This window comes from Desulfovibrio sp. UIB00 (genome assembly GCF_022508225.1).
Taxonomy (GTDB): Bacteria; Desulfobacterota; Desulfovibrionia; order Desulfovibrionales; family Desulfovibrionaceae; genus Desulfovibrio.
This window is the reverse complement of the sequence record NZ_JAETXJ010000009.1, coordinates 1-23,524: the sequence shown is the minus strand read 5'-3', so window position 1 is coordinate 23,524 and position 23,524 is coordinate 1. Positions and strand designations below refer to the sequence as shown.

The window sequence follows — 23,524 nt, the reverse complement described above, 5'->3', positions numbered from 1 at the left end:
AAACGGGCGGAGAGACCATCAATGGCCTTTTCTGACGGTTCATCTGCAAAAGCCCGTTGCAAATGCTCCACTTTCTTAGAACGGTTGAAAGCAGGTCTTCCGGCTTGCCTGCCGCTTTTCGGCCTTCCCGGTTTTATCCAGTGGCACCCGTGGAAAAGCGGTGTTAAACAGGCTCACGGCGGCGGGTCCGCTCCCGATTTTCACGGGAATTCCCTATTAAGCTCCATGGCGCTTTCAATGTCTAGAAAATCTCAAAAGAATTGCACCCTGTCAATAAATGCACGCAAAAAAGCTCTCCTAGTGCCGTAGTAACACTGCGAATTCACTATTGAATTTTCTTGCCTGCCCAATTTTTCACTACATTTAGGCCGCAAAACAATGAGGGCGTGAACAAAAATGTTCGCCCTAGCTAGAGCCGGATCAGGCAACCTGACCCGCAACACGTGTGGCTTTGATTGGCGCTGCTGAAACATTTCGCCATGAATTCAGGCATCATGCCCACATGACGCTGCCGCCCAGGCCCCGGCACTGCGACCGCAGCCGATACCTGGCGAGCTTTCCTCGGAAAGCAGTTCCCGTAACGCAGGCAAGAACTTACTCTACCCACGCCGGGTTTTCAAGACGGCCTCGCCCACGTAAGAGGACTTACCTCGGACTTGACATTTTTATTTGCCCGCCCCTTGCCGAACATATCGTTTATAAAAACTTTTTTTGTACACGCAAACAGGGATTGAGCATTCCGTAACAGCCAATAAACACAAGGGGCCGCATCGGCCCAACTCCGCTCCCACCGCCATTATGCAGGGAAGCGTAATCGTGTATCCGATGCGGCCCATTAATAAAACCGAAACACCGCCTACGGCAGCAGGATCATGTTGTAGAGGTTTTTGTCGTCCAGATACTTCTGCGCCACAGCCTGAATATCCGCAGGGGTCAGCTTGGCCGCCTTGTCGATGAGCGACTTGCTGAAATCCCGGGGCAGGCCCAGCACGGCGTCTGTGGCTGCCACGCCCGCGCGGGAATCAAGGCTTTGCTTGTCGCGGTAGTATTCACCAAGCAGACGGTTAGCCCCGGCCTCAAGCAATTCCGCAGGCAGGGGTTTTGCCTTGATATCGGCAATAATCTTGGCAAAGCCTTCACGCGCCTGCGCCACCTTGTCGGGCGTAGTGCCAATGTAAAAAGCCATCATGCCAGCCTGAGGCATGGCGCGATAAAAGGCCGTGACCGTGTATCCAAGGCCCTGCTCGTCGCGCATCTGGCTGAACAGCAGGCCGCTCTGGCCGGAAAGCACAGACTGCAAAAGCATGAGCGCCGGGGCGTCCGGGCTGGTGTAAGGCACAGCCTTGAACATCTGGAGCACGTGGGCCTGATTGCGCCCCGGCAGATGCAGATCAAGGTTGCGGGCATCACCCCATGAGGGGGCGGGCAAGGAGAAATCCTTGTTGTCTGGCGTGGGCAATGTGCGGGCAAAGGCCAGCACTGCCTCTCGGTCAAAATCTCCAGCAACGGCCAGCACCCAGGGCTGTACGAGTTGCTTGTCCCAGAACGAGCGTACATCCTTGGGAGTGAACTTGGAAAGGTTCGCTTCCGTCCCCAGACTATCGTAGCCGTAGGGCTGACCGCCGGGGAAGATGAAGGGATTCACGCGTGAGAACAGAAAGGAGGTAGGCCTGTCGGCCCGCTGGCGGATGGCGGCCTTCATGTTTTCCGCTTCACGCTTGATTTCCTTGGCTTCAAAGCGGGGCTTGCCCAGCACCTCGCCCAGCATGGAGAAATAATCGGCATTGAATCGGGCCGGGCCGGTCAGGGACACGGTAAAGGTTTGCAGGCCTGCCTTGGCGGAGAGAGAAGCCGCGCGGTCGGCGAAATAGCGTTCCATGGCCTGGGCGTCCAGTTTGCCGCTGCCATCGCCAAGGGTACTGGCCGTCAGTTCTGCCAGCCCTTGCTGGTCGGGCTTCAGCAGGGCGTTGCCGCCGGGCAGCATGAGATCAACCGCCACATAGGGCACTGTGGCATCAGGGATAAGAATGACGGTGCGCCCCTGCCCCAGGTCGACCACTTCCTGCTGCCCCGCCGTGGACGAAGCCTTTTGCGCGGTCTTGGCAGCGGCACTGCCGGGCCAGTTCTTTTGCAGCACGGCTTCCAGATCGGACAGCTTGGCATTTTCAGGCGCGAGCACACGCACCCGCGCCCTGCTGGGGTCAAGCCAAAGGTTAATGGCCTGCTGTACCTGCGGCTGCGAAACATTGCGCTGGGTGAAGCGCAGGTTCTGTTCCGCCACATCGCCGCCCAGCTCAAACTGGACGCTGCCCAGCCAGGAGGCCAGACCGTTGAGCGTTTCCGCCGAGCGATCCATGCTGTCTTCAAGGTTGTAGCGGGCGCGCTTGAGGGCCTCGGGTTTGAAGTCTGCGGCCTTGAGATTGGCAAGGTCTGTGGTCAGCCCCTGCCAAAAGGCCTCCAGCTTTTCCGGAGCCATATTGGCTGTAATGTACAGCATGCCCGCGCGCTCAAGGCTCATATTGCCAACGCTGATGCTGTCCACAAGCTGCTTTTCATACTCATATTTGCGGCTCAGCAACGAAGTTCCGTCGCCGCCAAGCAGGTAGCTCAGCACGTCCAGATCCACAGAGCGCAGATCGCGCAGGGCTGGCGCAGGAAAGGCCATACCCAGATAGACCTTGTTCCAGGGGCCGCGCACCACTTCAACGCGCTGACCGCCGGGAGCAGCGAGCAAATCAACTTGCGGCGGCGTAACGAAATCGTTGGTGTTGGCCATGCCGCCAAAAAGTTCCTGCGCGTGTTGCAGCACCGTCTGCGGGTCAATATCGCCCGCCACCAGCAGCATCATGTTCTGCGGCTGATACCAGCGCTGCACATAGGCGCGCAGGTCGTCGGCGGTGATGGCGCGCACGGTTTCCTTAAAGCCGATGATGGGCCGACCGTAGGGGGTGTTTTGGAGTGTGGACACCTGCAGGCTTTCAAACAGCCTGCTCATGGGCGAATCCTGATCGCGCTCAAGCTCGGAAATCACCACTTCTTTTTCCGACTCTAGTTCCTTGGGGTCCAGAGCGGCCTGAAAGGCCATTTCTTTCACCACGTCCATGCCCATGCGCCAGTGGGCAGCGGGCATGTCCGTCATGTACCATGTCTTGTCAAAGCTGGTGGCCGCGTTGAGGTAGCCGCCAAGGGCTTCCACATCACGCGCCACCTGGCCCTTGGGCCGGTGCTCTGTACCTTTGAAGACCATGTGCTCCAGCAGATGGCTGATGCCCGCCTGCTTGGCGTCCTCATTGGCCGAACCGGTGCGCACGTAAAGACGCGTTGCCACCAGAGGGAAGCGGCTGTCCTTGATGATATACACGGAAAGCCCGTTGGGCAGTTTGGTCAGGGTTCGCTGTTCGCCCGGTGCGGCAGAGGCCGCGCCAGCCAGCAAGGCCAGCAGGAGGGGCAATAACAGAAGTATGCGTTGCATGTTTGCTCCTTATGGATTTGCAGTCGCAAGAAGGCAGAGGCAAAGGCAGTAACCGCCCTGCTCCCCGGACTGTTTTTAACCAACCTGAATACTAATACCCCCAGCACGGGGTGGCAAGGCGTAGTCTTTTACCCCCCCCGGCGGCCCGACGGTATAAGGTTGCGCCCTGCTGAATTTCCGAAGCTTTCAGCAACAAAAAACCGGCAATCGTACGACTGCCGGTTTGAGCGCTGACCAGATCAACGCGGTCTGAAATCAGGAGCAGGTCTAGCCGCCGAGGTAGGCGTCCTTGACCTTGGGGTTTTCGAGCAGTTCGCGCCCCGGGCCTTCAAGTACCACCCTGCCAACTTCAAGAATATAGGCATAGTGCGCCACAGAAAGCGCCGCAAAGGCGTTCTGCTCCACCAGCAGGACGGTTTTACCCTCCTCGTTGATGCGCTTGACGATGTCGAAAATCTCGCGCACCAGCAGCGGAGCAAGCCCCAGTGAAGGTTCGTCCAGCATGAGCAGATCAGGACGGCTCATGAGCGCGCGGCCCACGGCCAGCATCTGCTGCTCGCCGCCGGAGAGCGTACCGCCTTTCTGCCAGAGACGTTCCTTGAGCCGGGGAAACAAGCTGTAAACCCACTCGATATCATGGGCTATTTCTGCCTTGTCGCTGCGCGAATACGCGCCAAGGTGCAGGTTTTCCTCCACCGTCAGATGGGGCAGGATACGCCGCCCTTCCGGCGAAAGAGAAATGCCCTTGCGCACCATGTCTTCGGGCTTGAGGCCCATGAGCGAAGCCGGAGCGTCGCCCTCGTGCCGGGTCAGCAGGATGTCGCCGCTGATGGTTTTGTTCAGGCCGGCAATGGAGCGGATGATACTGCTCTTGCCCGCGCCGTTGGCCCCGATAAGCGTCACAATACTGCCGCGCGGGATATTCAGGCTTACGCCCTGAACGGCCTGAATGCCGCCGTAGCGCACATGGAGATTACGAATTTCAAGCATGATGCACCCTGTCCATATGTCGGTCTGCGCCGGAAGAGCTTTCCGGGCATGTCTATCTGCTGCGTATGGCCGTTTGCTCCTGCACAGAAGCGGCAAACAGCGCCTTTGCAAGCCGCAACGGGCAGCAGGAGCAAGGCTCCGCCGCCCTTGCCACGGCTAAATGACTTTCTCCAGCGTGGCGTCCTCACCCAGATAGGCGCGGATGACCACGGGGTTGTTGCGGATGGATTCCGGCTCGCCCTCGGCGATCAAGGCACCGTATTCCATAACCCAGATGTACTGGCACACGCCCATGACGACCTTCATGTCATGCTCGATCAGCAGAATGGTGAGGTCGAATTCGTCACGGATATGGCCGATAAAATGCATGAGATCCAGGCTTTCCTGCGGATTCATGCCCGCTGCGGGCTCATCAAGCAGCAACAGTTTGGGTTCGGTGGCCAGAGCGCGGGCTATCTCAAGCCTGCGCTGCGCACCGTACGGCAGGCTGCCCGCCTGATCGTTGAGGTTGCCGCTCAGGTTCACCCGGTCGGCAAGCTGCTTGCTTTTTTCCACAATGGCCGCTTCTTCCTTGTAAAAAGCGGGGATGCCCAGAGGAGCCATCCACCAGGGGCAGCGGCGGCGCACATGACAGCCGACCATGATGTTTTCAAGCACGGTCATCTGCTGCGACAGACGAATGTTCTGGAAAGTGCGGGCCATGCCCATGCGGCAGATTTCCGAGGGGCCAAGGCCCTTCACGCTCTTGCCGTCAAAAACCACATCACCTTCCTGAGGCGTATAAAAACCGCTCAGGACGTTGAACGCGGTGGTTTTGCCCGCGCCGTTGGGGCCGATAATGCCCGCGATGGCGCCCTTGGGCAGAGCGATGGAAAGATCGCTCACGGCGGTCACGCCGCCAAAACGCATGGTTACGTCCTTTGCCAGCAGCAGTGCGCCCTCGTAATTGGGGGCCTTGGGCAGATTAAAACCGCTCATGCCTTGCCCCTCCTGAAGAACGCGCCCATTGATTTCCAGGTCAGCTCACGGGTACCCATGATGCCCTCGCGCCGATAAAGAATAATGGCCAGCAGCACCAGCGAAAACACCACCATACGCATGCCGGGGATGCCGGGGATTTCGATAAAGCCCAGATCCATGGGTTCTTCAATGGCGCGCAGCCATTCAAGCAGGATGGTGATGACCGTGGCGCCGAGCAGGCTGCCCGTCAACGAGCCAAGACCGCCAGCCACAACGAACATGAGCACGTTGAAGGTCAGCAGAAAGTTGAACATCTTTGGGTCGATGGTGGAAAGATGGGAGCCAAGCAGCGCCCCGCCCACACCGGCAAAAAACGCGCCCACGCAGAACGAAAGCACCTTGTAACGGAACACGTTGATGCCCATGACCCTGGCGGCAATTTCGTTATCGCGTATACAGCGCATCACGTTTCCGTAATTGCTGAATATGAGCCGCGAAAGCACTATGAGCGTAAAGAGCATCCAGATATAGCACGAAAGCAGACTGGCATGACCTGGAATGCCCTTGATGCCCAGCGAGCCGTTGGTAATGGAGGTAGCGTTGACAATCAGGACGCGGATGATTTCTGCAAAGCCAAGGGTGGCAATGCCGAGGTAGTCATCGCCAAGCCGCAGCACTGGCACGGCGATGATAAAGGCAAAGATGGTGGCCACCAGCCCGCCGGCCAGCGCAGAAACCCAGAAAGGCGTGAACAGGTCGGAGAAAGGCCAGATGATGGGTTCAAGAATCCACATCATTTCTTTTTGCTCGGGGCTCAGGATGCACAGGGCCGAAACATACGCCCCGATGGCGATAAACCCTGCATGCCCCAGCGAAAAGAGCCCGGTAAATCCGTAAATGAGGTTGAGCGAAAGCGCCAGAATGGCGTTGATGAAAATGAGTTTGGCGATATAAATCTGGTAGTCGCCGAGAAAGCTTTCTGCCTGGGAGAGCACAAGGCCAAACAGCAGCATGACCATGATGCTCAGAATGGTGCTTCTGTTCAGGCGCATTAGATTTTCTCCTCCATTCGCTCACCCAGCAGCCCTGTGGGCTTGAACAGCAGCACGAGCACCAGCAGCACAAAGGCGAAGGCGTCGCGGTACCCCGAAAGCTCAGGCATGAAGGCCACGGTCATGATTTCAACAAAGCCAAGGGCAACGCCACCGATAACAGCGCCCTGAATGGAGCCGATGCCGCCGAATACCGCAGCAATAAAGGCCTTGAGGCCAGGCATGATGCCCATGTAGGGGTGCACCTGCGGATAGCGCAAGGCCCACATTATGCCCGAGGCCGCCGCCAGCGCAGAGCCAATGCCAAACGTGAGGGCGATGATGTTGTCCACCCGCACGCCCAAAAGGCGCGTGGTTTCAATATCTTTTGAAATGGCGCGCATGGCGAGGCCGGGCTTGGTGCGGTACACCACATACAAAAGCACGGCCACAAGCACAATGGTCATGATCGGCACAAAGGCGGTGAGCGGCAGAATGCGTAACCCGCCAATCTGCCATTCAGAAACCAGCCATTCGGGCTGCAACACAGGGCGGGGCTGGCCGGTAAAGACCACCACGGCGAGGCTTTCAATAAAGAATGACACGGCAATGGCGCTGATAAGCGCCGAAATACGCGGGGCATCGCGCAAGGGTCTGTAGGCTATCCTTTCTACAAGGATGCCGAGCACGCTGGCGCCAAGAACGGCGACAACAGCGGCTACGCCCCAGGGCCAGCCAAAGGCGAACGTGCCAAAAAATACAAAGTACGCGCCGATCATCAGGATATCGCCGTGGGCAAAGTTGATCAGGCGCAGGATGCCGTAAACCATGGTGTAGCCGATGGCAATCAGCGCATACAGCGACCCAAGGGTCAGGGCGTTAAAGCAGTGCTGCAAAAACATATCAAGGCTCATGGGCCACCTCAGCGCCTCGCAACGGACAAAAGGCCACACTTGGCCCTTCCGCTCGAACAGCGGCAAAAAAATGAAAAAAGCACCCCGCAGCGAATATCGCTGCGGGGTTGATCTGTTGTTTACTTATTTGGGTGTAACTTCGCCCACGTAAACGCGCTTGCCATCTTTGTATTCGATGATGCCCACGGGCATTTCTGCGTCATGGGTCTTGTTGATGCTCAACAGGCCCAGTGCGGTGGGCAGATCCTTGGTCTCAGCCAGAGCCTTGGCAATGGCCTTGGGATCAGAAGAGTTGGCGCGCTTGATGGCGTCAAGAATCAGGAAATAGGTGTTGTAGCCAAGAGCGCCGTTAACGTTGGTTTCCTTGTCAGGATAGGCGGTCTTCCAGGCTTCGGTGAAGCGCTTGGCTTCGGCGCTCATGTTGGGCATGGCGGGGTCGTAGGGGAAGGTGGTGTGCAGGAAGCCTTCCGCAGCCTTGCCGCCCAGCTTGAGGGTGTCGGGGTTGTCCATGGCGTCAGCGCCCATGAGGCGGAACTTGGCGCCCAGTTCGCGGGCCTGCTTCATGATGATGGCGCCTTCGGCAAAGTAGGCGGGCATGAAGACGATGTCAGGCTTTTTGGCAATAAGTTCGGTCAGCTGGGCGGTGAAGTCCTGATCGCCGGAGCTGTACTTGAGGGTAGCCACGATTTCGCCGCCGAGCTTCTTGAAATCGCGGGTAAAGAAGCTGGAGAGGCCCACGGCGTAGTCGCTGGTCATGTCCATGAGCACGGCGGCCTTGCGGAAGCCGAGGGTTTCATAGGCATAGGTAGCGGCGGCAGCGCCCTGATAAGGATCAATGAAGCAGGCGCGGAAGTAGTACTTCTTGCCCTGGGTCACAAGGGGGTTGGTGCAGGAGGTGCCCACGCCGGGAACAGCGGCCTTTTCAGCCACTTCTGCGCCGGCCATGGCCAGCGAGGAACCATAGGTGCCGATAAGGGCCACGACTTTGTCGCGTTCCACAAGGCGCTTCACGGCGTTTGCCGCTTCGACCTTGTCAGACTTGTTGTCAACCACCACCAGTTCAACGGGGCGGTCAAGAACCTTGGGCATTTCCTTATGGGCGAGACGCACGCCCTCAAGTTCGAGCTGGCCGCCAAAGGCATTCTGCCCGGTCAGGGGAAGGTACACGCCGATTTTGATGGGACCGGCATCAGCGGCAAGCGCCTGGCCAGCAACGCCGAAGGTCAGCGCCAGACCAGCCAGCGCGGCAAGAAATTTACCCAGTTTCATCCTAACCCTCCAAAGGTTGTGCGTTCAGAGCGGCCTGTTCACTTATGGGCCGGTCGCTCCCTACTATACCCGAGTTGCCGCCGGGCTGCAATTGTAATTAGCCGTACTTACGGCAACTCATAGACAACACGCGGCATAACGCGCAAAAAGGCGCGCGTCCGGCCTTGAGAACCTGTCCCACTCTGCCGTGAGGGCAAGACCGGGAACAATGGCCCTGACCACCGGGATATCAAAATCCTTGCGGGTCAGATCCACATAGAGAGGACTTCTGCCGTGCGCTGACAGCACCGACTCTAACAGGCGGCGGTTGGCGCGGGGGGAGGGCAGGCTGTAATCCGGCAAATCCTCTAACACACGAACGGGCAATCCCGCTAGTCCCGAAGCTGAGGGGCATGGGGGCTTGTTTTGCGCCGTTGAATAGGGCCACGGGGTTTCGGTGAGCGCCGCCAGGGCGGCCCTCGCGCCGCAAAGATTGGCTCCTGTGGCCCGCGCGACGGTACCGTCACGCCCGGTGACAAAACACTGGTACACAGGCAGGCCAAGCTCCGTGGTCAGATCCTGAAACTGTACTCGAATGCCGCAGGCTGCGTAATCGTCAAGCAGCGACTGAATGAGCTGATCACGGCTGCGCAGCATAAAACAGCGCGTGCGGCTGTAAGGAGTTGTGGCCTCGGCGTCGCGCTCGGCAATTTCCGTTAGGGCGGCAACCACAGCTTCATCCATAATATTGCCAGATGCAAGACCGGTGGAGCCGCCAGCAATAAACAAAGACTGCTCGTCCAGATTGCAAAACAGAAAAACCGCCTGCGCAGGCACAAGAACGGTCGCGCCAGATGCGTCCGAGGCCGGGAGCCAGTGCAGGGGGGCATCAGCGTATGGAGCTTCCAGAGGCAGCAGATTGGGGTCGAGCGCCGCTCTGCCCTGCTCCGCCAGCTCGGAAAAACGCGTAAGCGTCAGAGGCAGTTCTGTTTTGCGGCCAAGGATTGTTCCGGCATGGGCGGCAGTGCCGTCCCCCGGCCCAACACTCACATAGGTGCTGACGCGTTCCACAATTTCCATGGCGTAGGATGCGCGGGCCGCTGCCAGGGACAGGCCGCGCCCGTAGGCTGTTGCCTTGCCCTGTAAGGTATGGCGCACGGAACCACTGGTTACGGCAATATCCACCTGCCAGCCGCGCAGCAGTGCAATGGGCGAAAGCGAAGCCTCATGGCGCATTTCCGGGCCATCCACAACACCGTTTTCCATAAGCGCGTCCACGGCGCGCAGGTATGTTTCCTGCGCCGGAGGCCGCTGCCAGGGTTCCCATGCTTCGGCCTTGAATTTTTCGTGCTGCCGGGCCAGAGCGTCTGCATGCGCAGCCATGCGCCGAGCTGTGGCATCAAGCACTTCCGCGCTGAACAGGGGGGCTATGCCTGCCTCGTCCGGGCGCGGCAGGGAATGATGCTCGCAGATATTGGCGCGGAACAGGGCGCTCCAGGCAGCGGCAATGGCATGGTCAGGCAGTGTTGCAGCCCGCAGATACACAGCGGGGCTGTAAGAAGCCAGACGCTCTGCGGCATCAGGCGGAAAGGACGAGCAAAAGGCTTGGCCCTTGCCGGGCGATTCCGCGCCGAGCAATGCGCACTCAGCCAGCAGGGCCGCCAGCACAGGACGGGTAAACTCGTTGCTGACCGCGTCATAACAACTGGCAGCCAGAAGGTTCAGCTCATCGTGCGCCTTGCCTGCGAGCAACTTTAGCAGATGCAGGTGCAGAAAGTCGTCCATCGGCGCAACTTCAAGCCGTTCCAGCGCACGGTCAAAATCCAGATCTTCAGGCGGAACACAGGAAAAATAGCCGGTTGTGGCCTGCGTCTGCTCATGGGTGTAGGCATAGTCCAGCATCGGCAACACATCAGATGCGGAAGAAAAATTTGAAGTATTGTCGTTTTCCATAACACCACCACAGATGCGGCACTCCGCAGAGCAGCCGGGGTTGGAGCAAGAGCGCCCAGGCATTCCTACAAAACTGCTCGGGAACTCCGCCCAAAAAAAAGCGGGCCGACATGCGACCCGCTCAAAGGCAAAAAGGAAGCCCTCCCATAGAGAGGGCTTCCATAAAGGCATATTAACGCTTGGAGTACTGGTACCGGGCGCGGGCAGCGCGCAGGCCGTACTTTTTACGTTCTTTCTTGCGGGCATCGCGGGTAAGGAAGCCAGCTTTCTTGAGCATGGGGCGCAGGGCCGGGTCAACCAGAAGCAGCGCACGGGAAATACCGTGGCGCACGGCTTCGGCCTGACCGGTAACGCCGCCACCGGCAACGTTCACGCGGATGTCAAACTTGTCGGACAGCTTGGCAAGAACCAGGGGCTGACGGATGATCATCTGCAGGGTCTTGCGAGGAAAATAATCCTCAAAGTTGCGGCCGTTCACCGTGATGCCGCCGGAACCGGCGTAGATGCGGGTACGGGCCGTAGCGGTCTTGCGGCGGCCAGTGCCGTATTCAAATTTCTCGCTCATGGCTCTTTACTCCTTAATGCGGCAGCGTCAGCGGCTGGGGATTCTGGGCCGTATGCGGATGTTCGGTCCCGGCGTAGATCTTCAGTTTCTTCAGCATGGCGCGGCCCAGACGATTCTTGGGCAGCATGCCGCGCACCGCAGCGGTCAGCACGCGGGCGGGCTTGTCGGCCAGCATGTCGCCGAGTTGGGTGGTCTTGAGGCCGCCCACCCAGCCAGAGTGCCGGTAGTACTTTTTGTCAGTCATCTTTTTACCGGTAACTTTAATCTTTTCGCAGTTAACAACCACGATAAAGTCACCGTTATCCATATGGGGAGCGAATTCGGGCTTATGTTTGCCGCGCAGGCGGTGGGCTATCTGGCTGGCCAGACGACCGAGCACCTGATCCTGAGCGTCAACCACGAACCATTCACGGTTGATGTCTTTGGGGGTGGGGCTGAACGTCTTCATCGGAGTGACTCCTCACATCTGCAAATATCAGCGGCCATAACGGCAGCAAAAAGATCCATTGCGCGATGTGCCGTCGAACGGGGATGACGACAATATCGCAGTAAAGGCAGCCTCAATACTATAAACGCCAACAGCTGTCAAGTATTCGTCCCCATTGGGAACGAAAAACTGACTACTCTGGCGGTACACCGCAGCACCAGACCTCGCAGGTTGCAGGCGCAACCGCTCATCTCAATCGGGGCGCAACCCCACATGCCCTTGGCATATGCGGCTTTTTCCCGGCAACAGCGTTGAAGCTCTTGAGCTTTACCCCACTCCGCCCTATAGTGCAAACTGTTTTTTGCGCAGCCATTTTTGGGGGAGGCTTTTCATGCCTGTAATTCGCAAGAATCTTCTACAGCTTATTTTTTCAGGCGCGTACCTGTTACGCTGGAATGACAAGCTGCGGCCCGTGGAACTGCTAGAAATTGACAAGCAGGCCCACAAAATGCTCCTGGCCTGCGTGCTCTGGCACGAAAACTCCCGACACATGACGGACCCGGAACGCACGGCGCTTGCAACAGAAATCATTGAGGGCGGGCTGTTTGATTATTTCTACCGGCTCATCATCACAGACATCAAGCCTCCCATCTACTACAGAATCAAGGAAAATCCCGAGCAGTTCCGCCAGTTGACCGAGCATGTACTCGACAGGCTTGAGCCTTCGCTTGCGCCTCTTGGCCCCTTTTGGGAACGCATGCGCCAGTGGCATACCAGCCCGGATGATGACACGCTTGCGCGCCGTATTCTTACTGCTGCCCACCTGTTTGCCTCGCAATGGGAATTCAGGCTCATAGAGCCGCTTAACGCGCCGTTTGATGATGAAATGGGCGACATAGGCCAGTCGTTTCCCGATCGGCTGGATACGTTCACGGATTTGCGTGGCCTTGCCTCCATGCGCAGCCAGGGCACGGCCCTCTCGCGCCTCGCCAACCTGTGCGGGCAGTTGCGCTTTCAGGTGCGGTGGACGCAGGCTCCGCGCATTCCGGCTACGTCTGTTCTCGGGCATATGTTTATTGTGGCCAGCTACGCCTACTGTTTCAGTCTGGCTGTCGATGCCTGCCCGGCGCGCGCTAACAACAACTTTTTTTGCGGACTGTTCCACGACCTGCCGGAAGTGCTCACCCGCGACATTATCTCGCCGGTCAAGCAATCCATTTCAGACCTGCCAAAAATCATTAAAGAATACGAGGATAAAGAGCTGGAGCGCCGCGTGTATGGCCCCTTGCGCGCTGAGGGCTTCACCTCTCTGGTGGAGCGCATCGAATACTACCTTGGCGCGGCTGTCGGTTCCGAATTCCAGGAATGCGTGCGCGAAAATGGCGCAGTTCGCGCTGTTGAGGGCTTTCAGGCTCTTGCCGCATGCAACCGGGACGAACTGGACCCCAAGGACGGCCAGCTTGTTAAAGTCTGCGACAATCTGGCGGCTTTTCTGGAGGCGCACAGTTCAATCCGCAACGGTGTGTCCTCCCCCCACCTGCTGGAAGCTCGAGTGCGCCTGTTGAACCGCCTGCGCGAAAGTTCCCCCAATGTGTTGGGGCTGGATGCCCTGCTTGCCGACTTTGATTAACCCACCCCCACCTATGAAAATTGCTACTCCCCCTGCCCGTTTCCCGGTTTTTCTGCTTATTGCGCTAACCCTCGCCTGCCTGTTGCCCGCTGCATGGCCCCGCCCCTGCAATGCGCTTGCCATTTCCAAGGGATTATCCTTTTATGCCAACGACCTGGAATATTATTACCAGCACCGCCGCACCGAGACGCTGCCAGGCATTCTGCGCACGTTTGACGGGCAAGGCGTGCTGAAAGACAGCCTCAAGCAGATCATGCTGGCAACCTTTCTTGCGCAGGTGCTGCGCGATGATCCGTCTGCCCGGCAACGCCTGTTGCCGCCCCAGCCCGGTCTGAGCCGCGATGGACGGCGCACTCTGGCCTGGATGGCCCATCTTGCGCAATTGCCTGATGAAGAAGCGCTGCTTGCCACCCTGCTGCAACCGGAGGAGAAGTTGCTGCTCCAGCAGATTCGGAACAGCCCCGCCCCGCTGACCAACTGGGACATCTATTCGGAGAAATCCGTATTGCAGATGTATTGGGCGGCCTTTATGGCCTCTGGCAGCAATGAATTTCTGGATGCCATTATCCGCGCGGCCCTGCACTACGCCAAGCTGAATTCAGAAGGGCTGCGCAATGACGACACATTTTCCGGCAGCGCAGCGGCGGCAGCCTCACTGTACGACCTCGCTCCAAGGCACCCTGCCGTGCAAGCCCGCCTTGAACAGTTTCTTAAAAATTGCAACGGGGCTGAGGCTGAAACATTGAAAACAATTCTGCGTAAATAGACCACGACAGGAGCAGATTAACGGGAACCGCTGAGCAAAAGCGGGAGGAGGCGGTATGCGCTGCAATCCTTTTTCCCAGACAGCCCGAACTGGGCGGAGAGCGCCTACCTCAAAAAGCAAAGGCTCTGTTCCCGGAGGAACAGAGCCTTTATTCGTCATGGGAGCAAGCCGCTGGGCCTTAGCCCTTCTTCATATGATCTATAAGATCCATAAGGCTGCGGGCCAGGGCTCGCAGGGATTCCAGTTCCTTCATGGCGACCTGCATGGATTGCGATGTGCTGGCCGCAATGTGGTTAACATCAGCAACAGACCTGTTGATCTCTTCGCTGGTGGCAGACTGCTGCTCGCTTGCGGCGGCAATGGCCCGCACTTCATCGGCTGTCTGATCCACCATGCCAACGATTTCTTTCAGGGCTTCTCCAGACTTGTTGGAATACTCCGTGGCTTCAGAAATGTTGCCAACGGCCTTTTCCACTTGCTGAATACTCTGCCCGGCGCTTTGCTGAATGGCAGCAATGGCGTTGCCCACATCGGTGGTGGAGGACATGGTCTTTTCCGCCAGTTTGCGCACTTCGTCAGCCACCACGGCAAATCCACGCCCAGCCTCGCCCGCACGGGCGGCTTCAATGGCCGCATTCAGGGCCAGCAGATTGGTTTGATCCGCGATATCTGAAATGACGCCCATGATCTGGCTGATGGCCTTGGCGTGGTCGTCCAGCTGGGTCATGCCGTCCCTGAGGGCCTGCGACTGCCGCTGCACTTCCTGAATACCCACCACGGCTCTGGACACGATATCGGAACCAACTTCGGCCTTGCGCTTGGCGGCGTTGGAGATATCAGACGCCCCGCCGGCATTTTTGGCGACTTCAAGCACCGTGGAATTCATTTCTTCCATGGCGGTTGCGGTTTCCGCCAATCGGCTTGCAGCATGGTCAAGAGCACCACTGGTGCTTTCCACCTGCTCGGAGATATCATTGATGGAGGCGTTCAGCTGCCCCACTACCTCTTCTATCTGGGCAGCAGCGCTGATCATGCCCTCTCGCTTGGCCTGTTCCGCCTGCGCCTGGGCCACGCGGGCCTCTTCCATAGCGACCTTGGCTTCTTCGCCCATCTTGTGGGCTTCTTCGGCCTTTTCTCTGGCATCGTGCACCAGCTTACGCAGATTATCTTCCATCGTGCGCAAAGAATCAGCCAGTTGGCCCATGTCATCACGGCTGTATACGTCAAGCTGCGCTTCGTTGTTGCCATCGGCCACAGCCTGCGCATAGGCGGTTATTTTGCGAATGGGGGCACTGATCTTGAGGCCGAGAACAAACGAAAGAATCAGCTGAAAGACCAGCAGGCCCACGCCAATCCATATGGAATTGCTTATGGCCACGCGCTCCAGGCGCTGCAATTCATCAATGGGCATGCCCACAAACCACATACCCACAATTTTTTCATTGGCATCTTTGACCGGCCAGTAGGCAGAATTATAGTCGATACCAAGAATATTATTATGGGAGAACACCGTTTCGCCACGCTCAAGCACGGCCTTGAGAATTTCAGGCGATTGCAGTTTGGTGCCAATGGCGCGTTTTCCATCTTGCAGCATGATGGTTGTCATGACGCGAGTATCACCCTTGAAAATGGTGACGTTGACGCCAGAAAGCTTTTTGAGCCAGTCAAGATAGGCAGGCGTAACAAGCGAGGTACCAATGGACACGCTGCCCACAAGCTTGCCATCGTGCATTACAGGAAAGCTGGCCCGGATGGTGAACGGCACCTCTGTGCCAGCCACCACGGCCACGGCGGGCTTGCCCGTGAGGGCAATAACCACGGTTTCCTGATTGGTAACGCTGTCGCCGTGCTTTTTGGAGTGCCCACGGCCTATGACTATCCCCTTTTCATCGGTGATGGTCATAAAGTCCGACCCGGCCTTTTTCATCAGGACTGAACCAAGCTTGACCGCCGCATCAGTATTTTTTTCAGCGACAGCCCGGGCAAAATCATCATCTTCTGCAATAAGATCGGCACTTTGTAAAAACTTTTGAGCTGTGGTTTCATTGGCAGAACTGATGACCTGCTGCATCCTTACGATGCCCTTGTTCAGTTCGTCTTCGATCGGAACTTTCATGAAGTAGATTGAGACAAAAAGCACAACGCCACAGCATGTAATCAGCGCGCCGAATAGCGATCCGACATATGTGTGCGCAATAGTCCAACGCATGCCATTCTCCTTGCCAGAAACGTCCACCACAAATTTTACCGTATCATAACGCCATGTGGCCGGTGCATGACCAGCCGCCAGCGCTCACCTCGGAGTGCAAAAACTCTGCACTGGGCTTACGGCCAGCTTCATTTAAGACTAAGTGATCTTCACTCTCCTTAACGGCATGGTTAAAAAAATTAATAGGCCAAAGGTCAAGTTAATTACGAAAAAACGATTTCCTCTACACAAAACAGATAACACAAAATATACGTTTATAGTATCAGATACTTGAGTATGGTCAATGGGTTCAACTTGTTTGCTTGTTGCGTTGAAAAAAAATCACGTTTAAATCTGGAGTGTTATAGCTAAGTCCTCTCCCTAGTGATTGTGAATTTTTTTTCAACTAGTCAGACTTTTTGAGCCATTAGCGGGCGCTGCCCTGTGTCGAAGAAAAAAGAAAAAAAGTTGCAAGTCAGCATTGCACCCAATAGAAAAAGCCCGTTCCTGCGTCCTCACAGCATTGAACCATGCATGGAGAGCAAGAACGGGCTTATTAAAAGCCTGCATAAAAGAAATTAATCTGGCAGTTTGTTACGCACCTGACGGCACAGTCCCATGAGGGCATCATATTCGTGCCGTAATAGTCCTGCCCGACTAATAAGCCTGCGCCAGGGCATCAAAAAATAATCACGGTTGTCACCGTGCAGATAATCAAGACGCAGTAACACATCCTTAAGCGATTCCACCAAGCGCTCCTGCTCTGCCGCAGTTGCCACCTTGCCGCCGCGCGGTATTTCTATCTGCCTTTCGCCGTGTTGCAGGGCACGCACGGCATTGGCGCAGGTGTAACTGAGCAGCAGCACGGCCTGGGCAAGGTTGAGCGAACTGGCAGCCGGATCCGTGGGGATAGTTACCAAGCGGTGGCAATGCATGATCTCATCGTTGTTAAGGCCACGGTCTTCCGGGCCAAAAACAAAGGAAACCTTCTCGCCCTTGGCGAGCACGGCTGCGGCCTCGCGCGCGGCCTGCTCCGGCGAAAGCAAAGCCTGACGCCAGCCGCCCACGCGCGCGGTGGTGCCAAACACCAGTGCGCTTTGGGCCACAGCCTGTGCCACGTCTTCATGCACTTCCACGGCATCCAGGATATCCTGCCCCTTGGGCGTAGCCAGAGGACGCGCCTTTTCCCTGTCCCACCGCTCCGGGTCAACAAGGCGCAATGTGGGGCAACCCATGTTGACGCAGGCGCGGGCAGCCATGCCAATATTTTCAGGAAAGCGCGTTTTGACCAATACAACTTCAAGACCTTGCAGCAGCATCATAACCTCAGCACAGGCCCCGCAGCAGCGTCAGCAAGACCTGCGTGGGAGCTTCGGGAGAAAAAGCCGGGGGCATCTGGGGCGGCAGCTTGGGCCAGATACGCCCGGCAGCCAGAGCCAGCATGGCCCCGCCTGCGCCGCACTTGCACACGGTGCCGAGGAATCGGCCCATCATGGCGCCAAAAGCCGCGTCCAGAGCCTCGCGCAGAGGGCGCCCCTTGAGGTGCTCCACAACAAAACAGCCTGTCCACGCCCCAGCCAGCGCGCCGATAAGCGCCCCAAGCCCAAAAAAGAGCGGCGCAAGCAGAATGGCCCCCGCTATGGCCCCAATCATCCCCGCGAATGTGCCGGAAGAACTGGAGCCATAGCGTTTGGCCTTGAGTATCTGCATGCCCATTTCCAGGGCTTCGCCCACAAGAGCTAAGCCCACCATCATGATCCAGAACCAGACATCCATGGAGGTCGCGCCGGGATGCACCACCTTCCACAACGCCACAAGCCCCAGCAGCACCCAGTTGGCGGGCAGCCCAAAAATGTTGAGCAGCAGCACAAAGCACAGCAGCGTTATGAATGCCCCGGCCAGCAATGAAGCCAGGGGAAAAGGCAGAAAATCCATGCGGCCCTCCGGTCGCTGTTAGTTCTTGTTGCGCATGTCCTGCAAGCGTACGGCCTTGCCCTCGGTACGGGGCAGGCTGTTGCTTTCCACAAGCTCAACCCTGGGCGTGATGAGGATTTCATCACGCAGGCGCGCGGCAATGGCCTTTTGCAGGTTTTGCAGCACGCGCATGTCTTCCACAAAATGCTCGTCGCGGATTTCGATCTGTACGCGCATCACATCGCCAAGACCGTCGTTCTCAAGCAAGATCAGGTAGCTCTGGCCCACTTCCGCAAAGGTCATGATGACCTGCTCAATCTGCATGGGGTAGATATTGACGCCCTTGATGATGAACATGTCGTCCGCACGACCAAGAATGCGGTCTATGCGGCGGTGCTTGCGGCCACAGGCGCATTCGCCCGGCAAAAAGCGCGTAAGGTCGCGGGTGCGGTAACGCAGGATGGGCATGCCCTGGCGGCAGAGGCAGGTCATGACAAGTTCGCCCACTTCGCCCTCGGGCATGGGCTCGCCAGTTTCGGGATCGACGATTTCTGGAATATAGGCGTCTTCCCACAGGTGCATGCCCGCCTGATGCAGACATTCAAAGCCCACGCCGGGGCCGTTCATTTCAGACAGGCCATAGGAGTTGTAGGCCTTCATGTCAAAAAGGTCTTCTATGCGGCGGCGGAATTCTTCGGTATACGGCTCCGCGCCCACAAGGGCGATGCGCAGGGGGAACTGGCGCGGATCTTCGCCCATGTTGCGCAGGTGCTCGCCCAGAATAAGAGCGTATGAAGGCAGAATGTGAGCAACCGTGGTACGGAAATCCTTGGCAAGTTTGATCTGGCGGCGCGAGTTGCCAGCCCCGGCGGGGATGGTCATGCAGCCCAGGCGCTCCGCGCCAAAATGGATACCAAGGCCGCCCGTGAACAGCCCGTAGCCGGACATGTTCTGAAAAACGTCGTCCCGGCGCACGCCAACCATGTGGATGCTGCGCGCCATGAGGTCGGCCCAGGAGTTGATGTCGTTCTGCGTGTGGCAAATGGCCACGGGCGAACCGGTGGTGCCGCTGGAGCAGTGCATGCGCACTATCTCGGACTGCGGCACGCACAAAAGCCCCGTGGGGTACTGGGAACGCAGATCCTGCTTAGTGGTAAAGGGGATGCGCCGCAGATCATCCAGACTGCGGATGGAATCTGGCCCAACACCCGCTTCGTCCAGGCGCTGACGATAAAAGTCGCACTTGCGCGTCTGGGCCACCGTGCTTCTCAGCCGCGAAAGCTGGGTCTGTTCAATCTGATCCCTGCTCCAACACTCCGCCTCATCAAAGAATTCCATGCCGCCTCCTCAGCTTCATGCCGCAACGCCCCCGAGGCGCGTCAGCTTGTAATGCGTGTTCACCCGCCGTGACGGGAACAAAAAAGCTACTCTCCGGCCCGGGTGTGCGCCCATCCCCAAATAAGGCCGAAACATCCGGCGATCATCATATCGCCGTGCGGGGCAAGAAAACGCCCCTGCCCTTGCAGCAATGCGCGCTTTGGCCCGGTGATGTAGGTTGGCTCGTAACCGCCGGCTTCTTCACAATACGGGCCAAAAGCCGTGCCGTGCCCGCCTGAGGCCTGCACCTCTTCTGTGGGCAGCCAGTGCTTGCGGAACTGTTCAAGATCGCCCAGCAACTGCTCCAGAGTTCGCATGCCAGTGTGATGCTCGTAAATTCCGCGCACCTGTCCCTTATATACCAGAGCAGCCACGGTATGCCCGTTGCCCACGTTGATGACCGTGATGCCCTGCCGATAACTGCGGTCCATCACTTCCTTGTCGCACAATGCGCCAAGCAGCGCACTGGCCCCGGTGTCGGCAACCGGGCCGCCTGTTTTATCGTGCAGGGGCACAAGACGCGTCAACGATGGCGGCGGCGTTTCGTATATCCAGCGCCTGGGATCGGAAGATGCGCCCAGCAGTTCCGTCCATGCGCGCATGCGCGCCTGACGGTTGCCGTGGGTATGAAAACCGTGATCCTGCGCAGCCGTCAGCACCAGATGCGGCAGGGGCAGCCCTGCATGGCGCAGCAGCCCGCCCCAGAATTCCGGCGAATAATCGGTGAGAAAAACCGGCACACTGCCCTCGGGGCAGTTGGCGCGCACCTCAACGCCGATTTTGCGCACTACTTCTTCATTATCATGAATGCCGCGCGTGGCCGAGGCAGTTGCACTGACGGAAAGCCCCGCTGCAAGGTGTTCCTTGATGGCTTGGGTAAAGCCGCCGCCCATATTGGCGCCGTAAAGCCATATATTGCGTTTGAGCAGGGTCAACTCGCGGATGCGCTGGGCAACGAGCCGCGCGGGCGCGGGCAAAACAAAGCGCGGCCAGTTCTCGCATTCAAGGCCGGGGCGGGCCAAAAGGGCATCCTGCGTGCCGCTGCCTATATCCACGCACAGCACAGGCCCTGTGCCGCGCAAAAACTTTTGAACAATCTCGTCCATACTCACCTCTCATGAACGAAAAAATCTACCTGTATCAACCTTCAAGCGCAAGTCTTGATAAATTTTTGAAAAAAAAGCTTGCCAAGGGTTTCAGTTTGCCGTAGTACATCTTCTCGCGCCGAGGTGGTGGAACTGGTAGACACGCTATCTTGAGGGGGTAGTGAGGATTCTCGTGCGGGTTCGAGTCCCGCCCTCGGCACCATGAATTTAGGAATTGAGCTAACAAGCTCAATTCCTTTTTCTTTTTCTATCGCTTGAGAAGCTTTCCGTAGTTGGTGACCCCATTCCCCTTTGCAGATGCCCTTTTGGGACACTCATTGGGTCACAGGAGTTCCAACTATGTGTAAGTATGACCCCAATAATCACCTCTCCCCTGCCAAGCTTCCTGCCTTCCTTTACCTAAAAGGAAGGATCTTTTACTATCGCTATAGCTTCCCAAGCAGCACACGCTTAGGCTGTCCCGCGAAGGAAATCCGGATCAGCCTGTACGGCCTATCAATTTCAGGCATCACGCATAGCTGCGCAGTTACACGCCTTGACCAAAGAATCCTTGGAGCATTGGACGATGAGCGGACATACTGATTTTGCTGAAAACATGAAGCGAGTTAAGGAGCTTCGTAAATTCCTTCAGGATGAACTGAATAAAATCCTTGATGCTCCAGACAAACGAGAATTGAGCCTTTCTGATATTTGCAAAAGATTGAACGGATATTTAAAGTATCAGATTGATGATGAGGCTGTTTCGCATACTCCCCTGATATCATCCAGACTGAAAATGACAAAATCAACATTGAAAATGTTAATTTTGCACATATCAAAGATAACATCGCATCAATGTAATTGTTGAAGCTGTTTTAGGAATGTTTACTTGGGCTGTACTTGAGAATTTGATTGAGCGTAATCCTGCGCAATGACTTGGACTTAACGATGCACAGCAGGACATAGAAAAGAGACTCCCCCTCTCTGATGATGATATAAAACGGATATTCCTTTGCGCTGACTATAAACCTGGTACTTTCAAGAATCCAGCCTATTATTGGGTTCCTTTGATCGCCTCTATACGGGGATGCGGCTTGAAAAAATATGCCAGATTCACTGCGAGGATATCTATGAAGAAGATGGCAATTTTTGATTGATATTCGAGAAGATGGCACTGACGGTTTATGCGATAAAATCTTAAAGTAGCCCATTACTTTTCTTTGCTTTCAGGCAAGTGACGGAATGTACCACTCCATTAATTGTTGATTGACTATTGGGGATCTGCCCATCTGCCCGGACACTCCGTGCGTAAAACCCACCCTGGAGCGGCGGGAGAGCCCGAGAGTTTTTAAAAGTCATAGCAGAACTGCAGTTTTTCTAATTTAACTACAAGATATCTTAGACATGTGTCTTTTCACGCAGAGGATTTGTATGGAAAGTAATATAGTAAAAAACAACTCGTCTATTGAAGTGTCATTAAAATTTGATGATGATATTTCTATAAATAGCATTGTTACACCTCCAGATGGGGAAGTGTCATTTGTAGATATATTGCCTGAGATATACACTATTCACTCAGACATAATTTCAGCAACAATTAGAAAAAATGGAAATAATGGAATTGTTACAAAATGCTCAAAAGGGTGTAGCACCTGCTGCAGACAGCTGATAACGATTTCAATACATGAAGCAATATTGCTTGTTTATCTAGTAGATATGTTGAATTCTGAAGAAAGAAATAGGATCAGACACTCATTCGATGAAATACTGTCAAAAATTGAGCAGCATAATTTTTTGAAAGATCTTATATATTTTCATATAGATAATTTTGAAGACAAAGACTCTATTATAAATATACAGAAAAAGTATTGGGAACTACAACTCGCTTGTCCTTTTCTAGTAGACAACTCATGCAGCATATATCCTTACAGGCCGCTAATTTGCAGGGAATATCTTGTGAGTTCTGAACCCCGAAAATGTTCCGGGTTATTTAATAATAACAACTATGTGCATAGAGTCCGCTTAACGCATAACTTCGCAAGTGCTGCTGCCTCATTTGATGGTGTGGAAGCGATTAAGACCAGAGCAATACCTTTGCCAATAATTTTTCTCATTGGTGGTCTTTTAAGTTATTTTTCAAGATCTAAAACAACTGCTGAAAGAATGCTGACCTTGTACTTCAATCACACTGATAAGCATTTCAGGATATAACACTCTTATTAAATTTAGGGTCATGCTTATGCCCAGGGTCGTTGTAGCTCAGGCTTATCCCTTAAAGGAGGCCTGATATTCGCGTGACGTCAGCTCTGCAGGCAGGAGGGGATTTTGCCCCTCCCCCCGAAAAGTATGCCATTGAAAAGTTAGTGTTCCTGACATAGGAGCACAAAAATGAAACGTAGCAGATTCACTGAAGAGCAAATTATTGGGATCTTGCGGCAAGCCGAGGCTGGAGTTCGTGTCGTTGATCTGTGCCGTCAGCATGGCATCTCGGATGCGACCTTTTACAAATGGCGCAGCAAGTTTGGCGGGATGAACATCTCTAATGCCAAGCGGTTGCGCCAGTTGGAGGAAGAGAACGCCCGTCTGAAAAGACTTGTAGGTGAACAAGCGCTTGATATCGTCGTCCTGAAGGACGTGATCTCAAAAAACTTTTGAGGCCCGCAGCCAACAGGGAAGCAGTGCATCACATTCAGACTGCGCATGGCTACTCAGAGCGGCAGGCTTGCCGAGTGATTCAATTTAATCGCTGTTCAGCCAGACGACCACCATCTGAGGACCGTGATCTTCTTTTGCGGACTCGGATGCTGGAACTGGCAACTGACCGGCGGCGTTTCGGTTCTCCGCGCTTGCATGAATTATTGCGCCGGGAAGAGCTGGTGCAGAACCACAAGCGGACAGAAAGGATTTACCAGGAAGAAAACCTTTCGGTGCGTACCCGCAAACTCGTGAAGCGTCCAAGCCATGCCCGTATTGTCCAGGCTGGCCCTGCTGGCCCGGATGAGCA

General features: G+C 56.0%; 20 protein-coding genes, 1 tRNA gene and 1 riboswitch. Of the genes, 7 read left to right on the top strand and 14 right to left on the bottom strand.

Annotation, left to right across the window (positions count from 1 at the left end; translation table 11 throughout):
• Nucleotides 1-71: 71 nt before the first annotated feature.
• Nucleotides 72-251, bottom strand: a riboswitch (cobalamin riboswitch).
• A 605-nt stretch (nucleotides 252-856) separates the two neighbouring features.
• The 9 genes from JMF94_RS12895 to rplM form a co-directional block, all read right to left on the bottom strand.
• Nucleotides 857-3,472 carry a pitrilysin family protein gene (locus JMF94_RS12895; protein ID WP_240825564.1) on the bottom strand — a complete coding sequence of 872 codons (2,616 nt, stop codon included), beginning with the start codon at nucleotides 3,470-3,472 and terminating at the stop codon, nucleotides 857-859.
• A 267-nt stretch (nucleotides 3,473-3,739) separates the two neighbouring features.
• A complete protein-coding gene (locus tag JMF94_RS12890; protein WP_192111566.1) occupies nucleotides 3,740-4,462 on the bottom strand; it encodes an ABC transporter ATP-binding protein in 723 nt (240 codons plus the stop codon).
• Between the two features lie 156 nt (nucleotides 4,463-4,618).
• On the bottom strand, nucleotides 4,619-5,440 hold the full coding sequence (locus tag JMF94_RS12885; RefSeq protein WP_240825562.1) for an ABC transporter ATP-binding protein: 822 nt from the start codon (nucleotides 5,438-5,440) through the stop codon (nucleotides 4,619-4,621).
• Nucleotides 5,437-6,474: a branched-chain amino acid ABC transporter permease gene (locus JMF94_RS12880; RefSeq protein ID WP_240825561.1), complete on the bottom strand. Its 1,038-nt coding sequence runs from the start codon at nucleotides 6,472-6,474 to the stop codon at nucleotides 5,437-5,439. Before JMF94_RS12880 ends, JMF94_RS12885 begins: the two co-directional genes overlap by 4 nt.
• The gene (locus JMF94_RS12875; protein WP_240825560.1) at nucleotides 6,474-7,367 is read right to left on the bottom strand and encodes a branched-chain amino acid ABC transporter permease; all 894 of its coding nucleotides are present in this window, start codon (nucleotides 7,365-7,367) and stop codon (nucleotides 6,474-6,476) included. The genes JMF94_RS12880 and JMF94_RS12875 overlap by 1 nt, the downstream gene beginning before the upstream one ends.
• Nucleotides 7,368-7,490: 123 nt before the next feature.
• A complete protein-coding gene (locus JMF94_RS12870) occupies nucleotides 7,491-8,636 on the bottom strand; it encodes an ABC transporter substrate-binding protein (protein WP_240825558.1) in 1,146 nt (381 codons plus the stop codon).
• A 117-nt stretch (nucleotides 8,637-8,753) separates the two neighbouring features.
• On the bottom strand, nucleotides 8,754-10,568 hold the full coding sequence (locus JMF94_RS12865) for a YcaO-like family protein (protein ID WP_240825694.1): 1,815 nt from the start codon (nucleotides 10,566-10,568) through the stop codon (nucleotides 8,754-8,756).
• A gap of 172 nt (nucleotides 10,569-10,740) precedes the next feature.
• Nucleotides 10,741-11,133 carry a 30S ribosomal protein S9 gene (gene rpsI, locus JMF94_RS12860; protein WP_192111562.1) on the bottom strand — a complete coding sequence of 131 codons (393 nt, stop codon included), beginning with the start codon at nucleotides 11,131-11,133 and terminating at the stop codon, nucleotides 10,741-10,743.
• 13 nt (nucleotides 11,134-11,146) lie between these two features.
• Complete coding sequence (rplM, locus tag JMF94_RS12855) at nucleotides 11,147-11,581, bottom strand: 50S ribosomal protein L13 (protein WP_192111561.1); 435 nt, start codon at nucleotides 11,579-11,581, stop codon at nucleotides 11,147-11,149.
• Nucleotides 11,582-11,951: 370 nt separating this feature from the next.
• Here rplM and JMF94_RS12850 point away from each other — a divergent pair, with 370 nt between their 5' ends.
• On the top strand, nucleotides 11,952-13,190 hold the full coding sequence (locus tag JMF94_RS12850) for an HD domain-containing protein (RefSeq protein WP_240825557.1): 1,239 nt from the start codon (nucleotides 11,952-11,954) through the stop codon (nucleotides 13,188-13,190).
• A gap of 13 nt (nucleotides 13,191-13,203) precedes the next feature.
• On the top strand, nucleotides 13,204-13,956 hold the full coding sequence (locus JMF94_RS12845; RefSeq protein ID WP_240825556.1) for a translation initiation factor 2: 753 nt from the start codon (nucleotides 13,204-13,206) through the stop codon (nucleotides 13,954-13,956).
• 178 nt (nucleotides 13,957-14,134) lie between these two features.
• On the opposite strand, the gene JMF94_RS12840 is transcribed toward JMF94_RS12845, so the two are convergent.
• From JMF94_RS12840 to JMF94_RS12820, 5 genes are all read right to left on the bottom strand, one after another.
• Nucleotides 14,135-16,072, bottom strand: coding sequence for a methyl-accepting chemotaxis protein (locus tag JMF94_RS12840; RefSeq protein ID WP_240825555.1), 1,938 nt, complete (start codon nucleotides 16,070-16,072; stop codon nucleotides 14,135-14,137).
• A gap of 650 nt (nucleotides 16,073-16,722) precedes the next feature.
• A complete protein-coding gene (locus JMF94_RS12835; RefSeq protein WP_240825692.1) occupies nucleotides 16,723-17,463 on the bottom strand; it encodes an RNA methyltransferase in 741 nt (246 codons plus the stop codon).
• 7 nt (nucleotides 17,464-17,470) lie between these two features.
• Nucleotides 17,471-18,079 carry a DUF456 domain-containing protein gene (locus tag JMF94_RS12830; protein ID WP_240825553.1) on the bottom strand — a complete coding sequence of 203 codons (609 nt, stop codon included), beginning with the start codon at nucleotides 18,077-18,079 and terminating at the stop codon, nucleotides 17,471-17,473.
• 18 nt (nucleotides 18,080-18,097) lie between these two features.
• Nucleotides 18,098-19,396, bottom strand: coding sequence for a phenylacetate--CoA ligase (locus JMF94_RS12825; protein ID WP_240825551.1), 1,299 nt, complete (start codon nucleotides 19,394-19,396; stop codon nucleotides 18,098-18,100).
• Between the two features lie 86 nt (nucleotides 19,397-19,482).
• The gene (locus tag JMF94_RS12820; protein WP_240825549.1) at nucleotides 19,483-20,541 is read right to left on the bottom strand and encodes a DUF1786 domain-containing protein; all 1,059 of its coding nucleotides are present in this window, start codon (nucleotides 20,539-20,541) and stop codon (nucleotides 19,483-19,485) included.
• A 117-nt stretch (nucleotides 20,542-20,658) separates the two neighbouring features.
• On the opposite strand from JMF94_RS12820, the gene JMF94_RS12815 reads away from it, so the two are divergent.
• The 5 genes from JMF94_RS12815 to JMF94_RS12795 all read left to right on the top strand — a co-directional run.
• Nucleotides 20,659-20,743 (top strand) — tRNA-Leu (locus tag JMF94_RS12815).
• A gap of 333 nt (nucleotides 20,744-21,076) precedes the next feature.
• Nucleotides 21,077-21,388: a hypothetical protein gene (locus JMF94_RS12810; RefSeq protein ID WP_240825547.1), complete on the top strand. Its 312-nt coding sequence runs from the start codon at nucleotides 21,077-21,079 to the stop codon at nucleotides 21,386-21,388.
• Nucleotides 21,389-21,951: 563 nt separating this feature from the next.
• The gene (locus JMF94_RS12805) at nucleotides 21,952-22,731 is read left to right on the top strand and encodes a YkgJ family cysteine cluster protein (protein ID WP_240825545.1); all 780 of its coding nucleotides are present in this window, start codon (nucleotides 21,952-21,954) and stop codon (nucleotides 22,729-22,731) included.
• A 177-nt stretch (nucleotides 22,732-22,908) separates the two neighbouring features.
• Entirely contained in the window at nucleotides 22,909-23,175 is a 267-nt protein-coding gene (locus JMF94_RS12800; protein ID WP_240825543.1) for a transposase, read from the top strand.
• A gap of 146 nt (nucleotides 23,176-23,321) precedes the next feature.
• Nucleotides 23,322-23,524, top strand: a 203-nt coding sequence (locus JMF94_RS12795; RefSeq protein ID WP_240825541.1) for an IS3 family transposase, incomplete at its 3' end; no start/stop codon positions are given.

Bases quoted from the DNA above. Each gene is read 5' to 3' on its own strand.
- JMF94_RS12870 (WP_240825558.1), bottom strand. From the start codon at position 8,636: ATGAAACTGGGTAAATTTCTTGCCGCGCTGGCTGGTCTGGCGCTGACC.
- JMF94_RS12805 (WP_240825545.1), top strand. From the start codon at position 21,952: ATGGAAAGTAATATAGTAAAAAACAACTCGTCTATTGAAGTGTCATTA.
- JMF94_RS12880 (WP_240825561.1), bottom strand. From the start codon at position 6,474: ATGCGCCTGAACAGAAGCACCATTCTGAGCATCATGGTCATGCTGCTG.
- JMF94_RS12850 (WP_240825557.1), top strand. From the start codon at position 11,952: ATGCCTGTAATTCGCAAGAATCTTCTACAGCTTATTTTTTCAGGCGCG.
- JMF94_RS12835 (WP_240825692.1), bottom strand. From the start codon at position 17,463: ATGCTGCTGCAAGGTCTTGAAGTTGTATTGGTCAAAACGCGCTTTCCT.
- JMF94_RS12820 (WP_240825549.1), bottom strand. From the start codon at position 20,541: ATGGACGAGATTGTTCAAAAGTTTTTGCGCGGCACAGGGCCTGTGCTG.
- rpsI (WP_192111562.1), bottom strand. From the start codon at position 11,133: ATGAGCGAGAAATTTGAATACGGCACTGGCCGCCGCAAGACCGCTACG.
- JMF94_RS12885 (WP_240825562.1), bottom strand. From the start codon at position 5,440: ATGAGCGGTTTTAATCTGCCCAAGGCCCCCAATTACGAGGGCGCACTG.
- JMF94_RS12840 (WP_240825555.1), bottom strand. From the start codon at position 16,072: ATGAAAGTTCCGATCGAAGACGAACTGAACAAGGGCATCGTAAGGATG.
- JMF94_RS12845 (WP_240825556.1), top strand. From the start codon at position 13,204: ATGAAAATTGCTACTCCCCCTGCCCGTTTCCCGGTTTTTCTGCTTATT.
- JMF94_RS12895 (WP_240825564.1), bottom strand. From the start codon at position 3,472: ATGCAACGCATACTTCTGTTATTGCCCCTCCTGCTGGCCTTGCTGGCT.
- JMF94_RS12875 (WP_240825560.1), bottom strand. From the start codon at position 7,367: ATGAGCCTTGATATGTTTTTGCAGCACTGCTTTAACGCCCTGACCCTT.
- rplM (WP_192111561.1), bottom strand. From the start codon at position 11,581: ATGAAGACGTTCAGCCCCACCCCCAAAGACATCAACCGTGAATGGTTC.
- JMF94_RS12825 (WP_240825551.1), bottom strand. From the start codon at position 19,396: ATGGAATTCTTTGATGAGGCGGAGTGTTGGAGCAGGGATCAGATTGAA.
- JMF94_RS12800 (WP_240825543.1), top strand. From the start codon at position 22,909: ATGAAACGTAGCAGATTCACTGAAGAGCAAATTATTGGGATCTTGCGG.
- JMF94_RS12830 (WP_240825553.1), bottom strand. From the start codon at position 18,079: ATGGATTTTCTGCCTTTTCCCCTGGCTTCATTGCTGGCCGGGGCATTC.
- JMF94_RS12890 (WP_192111566.1), bottom strand. From the start codon at position 4,462: ATGCTTGAAATTCGTAATCTCCATGTGCGCTACGGCGGCATTCAGGCC.
- JMF94_RS12865 (WP_240825694.1), bottom strand. From the start codon at position 10,568: ATGGAAAACGACAATACTTCAAATTTTTCTTCCGCATCTGATGTGTTG.